We start from the raw sequence: 9,303 nt of genomic DNA on the forward strand, positions 1-9,303 counted from the left end.
GGCCTCCTGTTTGATCAGTTCTTTGCCGTGAAAGCATCGGTAAACCCAAGGTCTTTCACATCGTTCAACATCGCCCGACGTTCCGCGCGGGTTGCAACGGGTCCAACCAAAACGCGCCAGACCGACTTGTCCTCGCTTTTCAGTTCCATGACTTCGGCGGCCATGCCATTGCGCCGGATCTTGTCCGCCGCGCTCTTGGCGTTGGATTCTACGCTGAAGGTGCCCGCCTGAACAAAAGGTTTTGCCAACCCACTTGTCGTCGCAGCACTCGCCGTCGCTGGTGCCGCCGCCGTTGGTTCAGAGGCCTCGATGGCCGCTGCCGCTCCGGCAATCGGGTCCAGAGGCGTTTCGGTGATTGCGTTAGGGTCTTTCTTTTGCCACCACTTGCGCTTGGCCGGTTTTTCAGCCGGTGCCGTCAGTTCGGGATCCGACAATGCTGCCGTCTGTGTTTCTGACGAAGGGGATTCGGACTCGGCAGCCGCTGCGGTTGCTGCGCCAGCTGCTGCGACTGCAGTCTCGTCGCTTGGCTTTTTCTGCCACCATTTGCGTTTGGCCGGTTTCTCTGGGGCTGGGGTCTCATTCGCGGCCAATTCACTGGTCGGGGCTTCTGCATTGGTCGGGGCTTCTGCACTGGGCGCATCTTCATTCGACGATGCAACAAGCGCCGCCCCGGCAACGACCGCAGCTCCGGTCGCTGCTTCGGTGCTTGGCTTTTTCTGCCACCATTTCCGCTTTTGAGGCTTTTCAGCAGCGCCCGTTTCCGACGCTTCTGTGGTGTCGGTTGTTTCCGAACTCTCTGCACTATCTGTCTCTTCGGCAGGTTCCGCGGCGACAGGTGCAGGGGGTTCTTCAATAGCCTCACGTCGCAATGCGACAACCTGCACCCTGGTTGGAGCACCAGCCAGCATTCCCAATTGCTCGGCAGCGGATGACGAGACCTGCAGCGCGGGTCCCGGCAAATTCCGCTCACGGCGGAACAGGGCACCCGTTACCGATTTGTTGTTGGCTGTATTCTTGATCAGCACCCGCTCGGGTTGAGTCACATCAGGGTGCGCCACCCAGATACCACCCAGCGATGGCCGCCCGTCCCACAACCCTGCTTCGGTGACCTGAAAAACCTCGGGGGCTTCAACATCGCGCTGATTGGTCGCGGCAGCCTCGGGGAACAGTTCGAACCGGTTTGTGTTGTCCGCATCTTCGGCGGCCGTATCCTCAGGCGGGTCCTCTGTTGTAAGTAGCCCTTCTTCGCATCCAGCCAATGCTGCCATGGTCACGACCATAATTGCCAGCCGTTGTGGCCCAAAGCGTGTGCCCGTAGCTCGCTCCATTTTCTCAATCCCTTGCCTGACAAGGCCATTCCGGCCGCGCCCCACCGCGTCATTGCTGGTTCTTGTTGCCAGTCTTGTGCGGTCTTTCCCGCAGATCATAGCGCGGGCATCGGGCCATGGAAAGACTGCTACATTCGCTTCGGCAAGATTTCCCGCTTTATGGCTTGCCTCCGCGCTCAACTCGTCATAGACCCAGCCTCACGCGGGGAGGTGGCAGAGTGGTCGAATGCGGCGGTCTTGAAAACCGTTGAACGTGAGAGCGTTCCCAGGGTTCGAATCCCTGTCTCCCCGCCACTCATACCTGTCTCACTTCAGTTGTGTTTTCTGACCCGGAATTGTGCCGCAATTCCCGCGAGTTGGCGCATGCGCTTTCAATCAGAGACGGAGCAGATCGCACACTCAGAGCGCAATTCCGGCCGCAGTCTCTGTGGCGCATTTTGGCGGGGTCGCTTTGGGTGGGATTTCCCTGATACCCGGCAATTTACAGGGAATTTTCGTGAAACAGGTCTGAGTTCCGTCATTTCTCCTATCGGAACTGCATGTTTTCCAGAGGTTTATGTTGCAAATTCCCTAAAAGGTGGAACAGGGAATTTTCTCGTGGGAACAGGGAATTGTGCCTACGGATCAGGGAGGGCAAACCCTGTAACAGGGACGAAGGACTTGGAGATGTCAGAAGCCGAACAGGCGTTCCTGTTCAGACCAGTCTAGTGGGTGGGTCACGCTGACAAGACGCTTGAGTGTGAATTCGGTCGGCTGAGCGCCGTCGAGAATCGCGACCTGAATCTTCGGTGAAAGAAACGCGAGCTGAGCACGGGTACGGATGAAGGCGCCGGGGAGGTTTTCGCGGCGGGCAATTTCCATCAGTTGAACGCCGGCTTTTAGATCACGCGCCCAGCCATGAGCGCGGATCAGCATGGACCGGAGGTGGGGATCGGGTTGGGGTGCCATGTCTCCAGCGATGACCTTGGCCTCGACGCCGCGTCGTCGCAGATCGAAGGATGAGGTGATGTGTGTGAGATCCGGGTTCAGATGATCGGCCGCGATGCCAAGTGCGCTTGCCAGAGTTTTAGGGTTCAATTCGAGGTCGATCTGTCCGCGTGCAATTCTGCCGTTGGCCAGAATATCAGCACCGACCTGAGCGCCTTGGCCTCGAAGCCGAGTTACTAAATCCGCAGCTGAAGTCTGAACTGCCTCCGTTGACCCGGCCTCCGGTTGCGCCAGCACCTGGTGCGCGGCGGCGGCGTCTTGCAGATGTCTGACGATGACATCAATGACAGCGTGTTCCAGCGCCGGGCCGGGCAGTCGCCAGCCGGAGATATCCTTGCCACCCGAGATCAACCGATTGGAGACGTAATAGCGCAACCGTCGGCCTTTGCGCGTGGTGTGGGTTGGCGTCAACCGATTACCTGTTTCGTCCTGCAGCAGACCGGTGAGCCAGGCGCCGGGGTCATTGGAGTGTTGGCGCGTATCGGAGCCGCCGCGTGCACGGGAGCGATTGGAGGCCTGTCGCATTTTTTCCTGTACCCGGTCCCAAACGCCTTGGTCGATGATCGCCGTATGTTGTCCGTCCCAGATCTTATTCTTGTGGCGAATTTTTCCGAGATAAACCGGGTTGCGCAGCAGGTAATAGATCTGACCCCGTGACAGCAGATAATCCCCTTTTATGCTGCCATCCGACCGAACAGCCCGTTTTGATCGCAGGTCTTCTGCTGTTGCCCGTTCTTCTACTTTGCGCAGGCAACCCAGCTCGTCATAAAGCCCAAAGAGATGTCGGACCGTTCTGGCCTCCTCCTCATTCACCACCAGCGTTCTTGCTTTTGGATCGGGGTGGCGGTCATAGCCGAGAGGCAGGTTGCCACCCATCCAAAGCCCCTTTTTCTTAGACGCTGCAATCTTGTCGCGAATACGTTCGGCGGTGACTTCCCGTTCAAACTGAGCAAAGGACAACAGCATATTCAGGGTCAACCGGTCCATGGAAGATGAGGTATTGAAGGCCTGTGTAACCGAAACAAAGGAACAGTTTGCCTGTTCCAGCCGGTCGACCAGCTTGGAGAAGTCGGTAAGCGACCGGGTCAGCCGGTCAATCTTGTAGACCACCACCATGTCAATACGCCCGGCATCGATCTCATCAAGCAGGCGTTGAAGGGCAGGGCGTTCGAGTGTACCGCCGGACAGGCCGCCGTCATCGTAGCGCCCGGGCAGTAGGGTCCAGCCTTCGTGTCGCTGGCTGGCGACATAGGCTGCGCAGGCCTCAAATTGCGCGTCCAGCGAATTAAAGTCCTGATCCAGACCATCTTCGGAGGACTTGCGCGTGTAGATGGCGCATCGGGTTTTGCGGCGCGGGCTCATTTGGCCCCCTTGCCAGAGAGTCCGAAGAAACGCGGCCCTGACCAATGCGCGCCGGTAATCTCTCTGGCGATGGCCGAGAGCGAGCGATGGGACCGACCGTTCCAAGTGAAGCCGTCATCTGTAACGTCGACTACATGGGTCACGCCATTCCACTCGCGCAGTAGGCGCCCGCCGGGTTTTAGGGCAGGGCATGTAGGCCGGGGCTTCTTCATAGAGCCCTTTTCCAGCGTGACTTTGACCTTCCGGGGTAGCCCGCCATGACGGCGGGACTGCATCTCAAAGGCAATGAAACGGCGCATGAAGGGTTGGCTGAGCATGGCGGGGGCTTGTTGATCAAACAGTTGCTGCCAAAGCGTGACCAGAGCCGATCGACCCATGGCGGCGAGATCGGCGACATCGCTGGTCTTGGTCATGTCTCTTCTCCTGTTCCCGCCGTCAGGTGATATATGGATGGTCCATTTGGTTTGTCGGATGTCCGCCGTTCAATCGTTGCGCCTTTTTTCCGCAGACCGCTTAGAGCTGCTCGGACCGAATGAGGCTGCCACTCCGTTGCTTTGCAGAGCGCCTCAAGGCTGGCGCCGCTCGGGCGACGCAACAAAGCTTGCACCCGGTCAATTTTGGTTTGATTGGATTTGGACATATATTGTCTCCTCTGATCTGGGGCTGGCGGAATGCCGAACCCTGGTACTGAGGAGCGCCCGAATGGCTCGGGCGTAGGTTCAGTGATGCGTGGTTTACGTCAACAGTCCAGCTCTTTCTGAAACGATTACTGGAGGCGTGTGTTTTGAAGTGCGACGCTGCCGTACCCCCGATTATTCGGCAACAATCTTAATTGGTTACTTTTAGTTTGGGGGGGTGCGTCTCGTATTGATGGCACCTACATTCGACCTAATCGCCCGTACTATCAGGGCGGGAAACTGCTCCCGCAGGCAGCACTCATTGGAACACAGGTTTCCGCAGAGAGCATTCAAAGGAGCAACGTCTCGGATCGATTGGTCCGGGGAGTTGCGATTTGTGCTCTCTCCGATTTTCCAACGCGATCCCTCCATCTCGACGTCCGCGCGGCGTCACGCAAAAGGAGGCGGTTATGCCTGCCAAAAACACACACAGCGACGTTCAGGCGTCCAATACGCCTATCTGGATGGCCGAAAAAGTTATCCAATCCCAGATCAGCCAGATCAAGCCCTAAGCCAACAACAACCGCGTGCACGCGGCCAAGAATGTCGACAAACTGAAGGCATCGGTGGCCCAGTTTGGGTTTGTCACCCCGATCCTGTTGGATGGTTCGGGCACAATCATCGCGGGCCATGGCCGCTATGAGGCCGCCAAGGCTCTGGGGTTGACGTCCGTGCCGACGGTTGTCGCGGGTCACCTGTCAGATGCAGAAGTTCGTGCTTTGCGCATCGCGGATAACAAGCTGGCGGAACTGTCGGACTGGAACGAAGCAGCGCTGCAGATCGAATTTGCCGAGCTGACGGACCTCAGCCTTGATGGTGAACTGGACTTTGATCTGGATATCACCGGGTTCGAAACGCCGGAGATCGACATTATCATCGATGGCACGGATGAGGCCACGAAGACTGAAGCGGAATCTGTTGAGACGCCTGACCCCGCGGTACCGGCAATTACGCAGCCGGGCGACCTCTGGATTCTTGGAGATCACCGCATCTTCTGCGGGGATGCTTTGCAAGCTCAGAGCTACGAGATGCTCCTGGATGGCGAGAGCCCGCAGATGGTGTTCACCGATCCTCCTTATAACGTACCGGTCAATGGGCATGTCCGCTGTGGCACCGGCGGCGATCATCGCGAATTTGCCATGGCGTCGGGAGAAATGTCGGACAGCGAGTTCCGCAACTTTCTCACCGACGTGATCAACCGGCTGTTTGACTGCTTGCCGGACGGAGGCATCGCGATGATCTGCATGGACTGGCGTCACATTGAAGAGTTGATTGCGGCCGGCAAGGCAGCTGGATTGGAACTCATCAATCTCTGTGTCTGGAATAAGACCAAAGGAGGCATGGGCAGCCTTTATCGGTCCAAGCACGAGCTGGTTTGCATCTTCAAGAAGCCCGGTGCGCCACATGTCAACAATGTCGAACTGGGAAAACATGGTCGCAACCGGACCAATGTCTGGGACTATCCCGGTGTGAACAGCTTTGGGGCAGGGCGTGAAGCGGATCTCGCTGATCATCCGACGGTGAAGCCAACGGCCCTGGTCGCGGATGCCATCATGGATGTGAGTCATCGCGGCGATGTCGTGCTGGACGCCTTTGGCGGGTCCGGTGCAACCTTGCTGGCCGCTGAGAAAACCGGACGCCGGGCGCGGCTTATTGAGTTCGACCCTGTTTACGTCGACGTCGCCATCCGTCGTTGGCAGGAGATGACCGGTGAGAGCGCCGTGCATGCCGTCACGGGGCAAACGTTCGATGCGCGTTCTGCGGCCAGCGACACCGCCTCGAAGCAGGAGGCGGATCATGTCTGACGATACGAAAGATTACGAAGTGGGCTACGGCAAACCGCCTAAAGCAACCCAATTCAAGAAAGGCCGATCCGGCAATCCGAAAGGGCGGCCGAAAGGTGCCAAAGGGGTGAATGCCAGCTTGAAACGTGAATTGGAAACCAAGATTACGGTTCGCGAAGGCAGCCACGAAATCCGGATTTCCAAGGCGGAGGCAATTGCCAAGCGGCTCACGGCTGGCGCGTTGAAGGGCGACACGAAATTGTTGATGGCGCTGCTGAAGCTGGACGCAGATCTGTTCAACACAAGTGACATGGACGCGCAAGAAACCGTCCGTGCGGTTGAGCCGGACGCTGTCGACTACGACATCCTCCGGGATTTCTTTTCCAGTCACCCGGATGGTGACGGCGGTCCGGAAGATGAGGAGGCCAATGATGTCAGCTCCTGATCCCAAAATGGTCCGGCAGGTCGCTCGCGAGGTTTGCCGGGATAATTTCTTTCCCTTCGTGTGGCGTGTGTTTGGCACGCTGCACCAGGGGACTGACCGCGGCTTTGATCCGGCCTGGCATGTGCGTGCTATGTGCAAGAGTTGGACAACGTTCGCGTCGGCGAGAACAAGCGGTTGATCATCAACATTCCGCCACGTTGCCTGAAATCGGTCACCGTTGCCGTTGCATATGTCGCTTATCTTCTTGGGCACTCACCGAGCGCCAAAATCATTGTTGCCAGCTACGGGCTGGATCTGGCGCGTAAACATTCCGAGGATTGTCGTCGGATCATGTCTGCGCGCTGGTACCGGGAAATGTTCCCTGAAACGGTCTTGGCTAAAAAGGGCAACACCTCAGAAGAAATCCGCACCACAAAGGGAGGCAGCCGTAAGGCTGTCTCCATCGGAAGTTCTGTCACCGGTCATGGCGCTGATTACATCATCATCGATGACCTGCTGAAAGCTGGAGATGCGGGCTCCGAGGCCGAGCTGGTCAAGGCACAGGAGTTCATTGAGGGGACCTTGTTGTCGCGCTTCGACAACCCGGCCGAAGGGCGCGTGGTCATGGTTGCACAACGGCTGCACGAGATGGATCCGCCGGGTTATCTGCTTGAACGTGGGACCTATCGGCACCTGAATCTGCCTGCCATCGCCGAAGAACATGAGAAGGTGCCTCTCGGGCGTGGAAGGGTCATGTGCCGCAAACCGGGTGATCTCCTGTGCCCGTCCCGTTTGGATCAGAACACGCTGGATACAAAACGTCGTGAAATGGGCGCAGCTGTGTTCAATTGCCAGTATCAGCAGAACCCGATTGCGCCAGATGGCTCGCCGCTGCGCTGGGAGTGGTTCGGCACCTATGAGACCATCGGAGATCGCCGCTGGTTCCAACTGGTTGTTCAAAGCTGGGATACGGGGATGTCTGCGGATCCGCGATCCGACTTCTCGGACTGTACGACCTGGGGGTTCCGAGAAAACGCGTGGTACCTTCTCGACGTCTGGCGCGGGCAGGTAGACTACCCAGACCTAAAAGCCAAGGCACTGCAGCTTGTCGGTCGTTGGGATCCCGATCGTGTTCTGATCGAAGATGCGGCCTCCGGCAAACCGCTTCTGGACGAATTGTTTCGTGATAACCGTCGGCGCTACGAACGCATTAAACCCGACAAAGACAAGGAAACCCGGTTCCAGTCCGCTTGCGGTCCTGTCGAAGAGGGCAAGGTGTATCTGCCTGCAGACGCACCCTGGCTGCCGGTATTCAAACGAGAGCTTCAGTCCTTTCCACGCGGGCGCAACGACGATCAGGTCGACAGCTTTACCCATTTTCTGAACTGGTCCAAGGGACCGGGCTTCTACCGGGCATTGGGCCGGGACCACCGGATCAACATCGAACGTCGGGAGCGCAATCGAGAGAGGGTCAGACGGCGGTAGAACCTCAGCGTCAAGCTTGAAAACTCGTTGAATATTGCTGGGAGGGCCGATGTCGGACCAATCCTGAGAGCGGCCCCAATGACCGCTCGCAACCACAAACCAGTCTCATCGCTAATGCCGTCGGATGACTGCTTCGAGCCCAATGCCGACACAAGACTTACATTGATGGTGGTTCTATCGTGTCGCGACCCATATACCGCGAAAACTTAGGTTTAGTTTCTGCGCCGCAACTTTCGTCCGAAGTTTATCTGGTAATAATGTCTATCGCCAATTCGGCTTATCGCCAAACGCGTTTGCTTCTTGGTCACTTGGCTGTACGAAAAAGTAAATTAGCACCAGAACACCTATCAACGGAACGAAACCTATCAACAGCCACCATCCTGATCTGCCGGTATCGTGCAATCGCCTTGCACCTACCGCAAGGTTGGGAAGAATTACTGCGAGGCTCACCAAAACTGACAGCGGTTGACCTGCATTCTCATCGCCAATCTGAAAGCCAAGTAATGGCGCAATGAACAAAGCGTCCAGAATGCCAACAACAATTAAGACCAGAAGAAGAGAAAGAAACCACCACCAGTACTCTGGTCGCGACGCGCGCCCTGAAAACGTGGCATAATTGGAAAGAACTTTCCCTGTGGCAGCAATCATGTTTCCCAATGCCCGACCTCCCTCACAAAAAGAACTCAACTATTTCATCTCAGTATAGTCTTCAAAACCGTCTACGGAACCATCCTTAATGGTGCAGTTTCCCGCCCGTCTGACCCTGGGGTCGTCCCAATACACATTCCAGAAAACAACATACTGGTTTTCGTTTTCCCAACCAGGGAAAACACTTATTGCGGCATTTGGTAGACTAGAAAAATGTGGGACGTTCCAAACGTAATCATGACACGCAGTCAACGCCTCTGTTGTTTGACGATCGAATGCGGCCGCAGGCACACCGATCAGTGCGAGAATGAAGATTCCTGTTGCCGTTCTCATTTGCCTCTCTTCCTTTAAACATAACTGAATTGATCGCGGTTGAGTTCAAAACTTGCCCAGATAGTACCGGATACCCTAGCGTGAAACCTAACCCTCACGCAAAAACTAAGTCTTTGATTGCGCTTCAACACGAGCAAAGAATGAGTAAACAAGCAGCCGTTCACACAGGCTTGGCGAAAGTCCGCTTTGTCCGGATAGTGTTGAAAAAGTCGACGTTGGAACTGCCGATGAGCGATGGCAAAAGCCGCTTGGGATGTTCCTCTCAGCCTGTTGGT

9 protein-coding genes and 1 tRNA gene are annotated in these 9,303 nt (G+C 56.7%); 4 read left to right on the forward strand and 6 right to left on the reverse strand.

Features of this window, described 5'->3' with window-relative positions; all coding sequences use genetic code 11:
- Positions 1-14: 14 nt before the first annotated feature.
- Positions 15-1,328: an SPOR domain-containing protein gene (locus ACR0AH_RS13310; protein ID WP_480592277.1), complete on the reverse strand. Its 1,314-nt coding sequence runs from the start codon at positions 1,326-1,328 to the stop codon at positions 15-17.
- A 204-nt stretch (positions 1,329-1,532) separates the two neighbouring features.
- Between ACR0AH_RS13310 and ACR0AH_RS13315 the strand changes: the two genes are divergently transcribed.
- Positions 1,533-1,622, forward strand: a tRNA-Ser gene (locus ACR0AH_RS13315).
- Between the two features lie 375 nt (positions 1,623-1,997).
- On the opposite strand, the gene ACR0AH_RS13320 is transcribed toward ACR0AH_RS13315, so the two are convergent.
- From ACR0AH_RS13320 to ACR0AH_RS13330, 3 genes are read right to left on the reverse strand one after another with little or no spacing between them, the layout of a single operon-like run.
- Positions 1,998-3,677 (reverse strand): recombinase family protein, encoded by a 1,680-nt coding sequence (locus ACR0AH_RS13320; protein WP_480592279.1) that lies wholly within the window; start codon positions 3,675-3,677, stop codon positions 1,998-2,000.
- On the reverse strand, positions 3,674-4,090 hold the full coding sequence (locus ACR0AH_RS13325) for a DUF2924 domain-containing protein (protein WP_480592281.1): 417 nt from the start codon (positions 4,088-4,090) through the stop codon (positions 3,674-3,676). Before ACR0AH_RS13325 ends, ACR0AH_RS13320 begins: the two co-directional genes overlap by 4 nt.
- Positions 4,087-4,317, reverse strand: coding sequence for a DUF3489 domain-containing protein (locus ACR0AH_RS13330; protein ID WP_170612265.1), 231 nt, complete (start codon positions 4,315-4,317; stop codon positions 4,087-4,089). Before ACR0AH_RS13330 ends, ACR0AH_RS13325 begins: the two co-directional genes overlap by 4 nt.
- A 564-nt stretch (positions 4,318-4,881) precedes the next feature.
- On the opposite strand from ACR0AH_RS13330, the gene ACR0AH_RS13335 reads away from it, so the two are divergent.
- From ACR0AH_RS13335 to terL, 3 genes are all read left to right on the forward strand, one after another.
- Positions 4,882-6,159, forward strand: coding sequence for a site-specific DNA-methyltransferase (locus ACR0AH_RS13335; RefSeq protein WP_480592282.1), 1,278 nt, complete (start codon positions 4,882-4,884; stop codon positions 6,157-6,159).
- Positions 6,152-6,583: a DUF5681 domain-containing protein gene (locus ACR0AH_RS13340; protein ID WP_170612267.1), complete on the forward strand. Its 432-nt coding sequence runs from the start codon at positions 6,152-6,154 to the stop codon at positions 6,581-6,583. Before ACR0AH_RS13335 ends, ACR0AH_RS13340 begins: the two co-directional genes overlap by 8 nt.
- A gap of 141 nt (positions 6,584-6,724) precedes the next feature.
- Positions 6,725-8,047 carry a phage terminase large subunit gene (gene terL, locus ACR0AH_RS13345; protein ID WP_480592284.1) on the forward strand — a complete coding sequence of 441 codons (1,323 nt, stop codon included), beginning with the start codon at positions 6,725-6,727 and terminating at the stop codon, positions 8,045-8,047.
- 261 nt (positions 8,048-8,308) lie between these two features.
- On the opposite strand, the gene ACR0AH_RS13350 is transcribed toward terL, so the two are convergent.
- Together ACR0AH_RS13350 and ACR0AH_RS13355 are read right to left on the reverse strand one after the other, a co-directional pair.
- Positions 8,309-8,695 (reverse strand): DUF805 domain-containing protein, encoded by a 387-nt coding sequence (locus ACR0AH_RS13350; RefSeq protein ID WP_170567776.1) that lies wholly within the window; start codon positions 8,693-8,695, stop codon positions 8,309-8,311.
- 39 nt (positions 8,696-8,734) lie between these two features.
- The gene (locus ACR0AH_RS13355) at positions 8,735-9,028 is read right to left on the reverse strand and encodes a hypothetical protein (protein WP_170567765.1); all 294 of its coding nucleotides are present in this window, start codon (positions 9,026-9,028) and stop codon (positions 8,735-8,737) included.
- Positions 9,029-9,303 lie beyond the last annotated feature (275 nt).

The organism is Ruegeria sp. AM5 (assembly GCF_056540645.1).

Coding starts and splice junctions, on each gene's coding strand:
- ACR0AH_RS13310 (WP_480592277.1), bottom strand. CDS start 1,328: ATGGAGCGAGCTACGGGCACACGCTTTGGGCCACAACGGCTGGCAATT.
- ACR0AH_RS13320 (WP_480592279.1), bottom strand. CDS start 3,677: ATGAGCCCGCGCCGCAAAACCCGATGCGCCATCTACACGCGCAAGTCC.
- ACR0AH_RS13325 (WP_480592281.1), bottom strand. CDS start 4,090: ATGACCAAGACCAGCGATGTCGCCGATCTCGCCGCCATGGGTCGATCG.
- ACR0AH_RS13330 (WP_170612265.1), bottom strand. CDS start 4,317: ATGTCCAAATCCAATCAAACCAAAATTGACCGGGTGCAAGCTTTGTTG.
- ACR0AH_RS13340 (WP_170612267.1), top strand. CDS start 6,152: ATGTCTGACGATACGAAAGATTACGAAGTGGGCTACGGCAAACCGCCT.
- ACR0AH_RS13350 (WP_170567776.1), bottom strand. CDS start 8,695: ATGATTGCTGCCACAGGGAAAGTTCTTTCCAATTATGCCACGTTTTCA.
- ACR0AH_RS13355 (WP_170567765.1), bottom strand. CDS start 9,028: ATGAGAACGGCAACAGGAATCTTCATTCTCGCACTGATCGGTGTGCCT.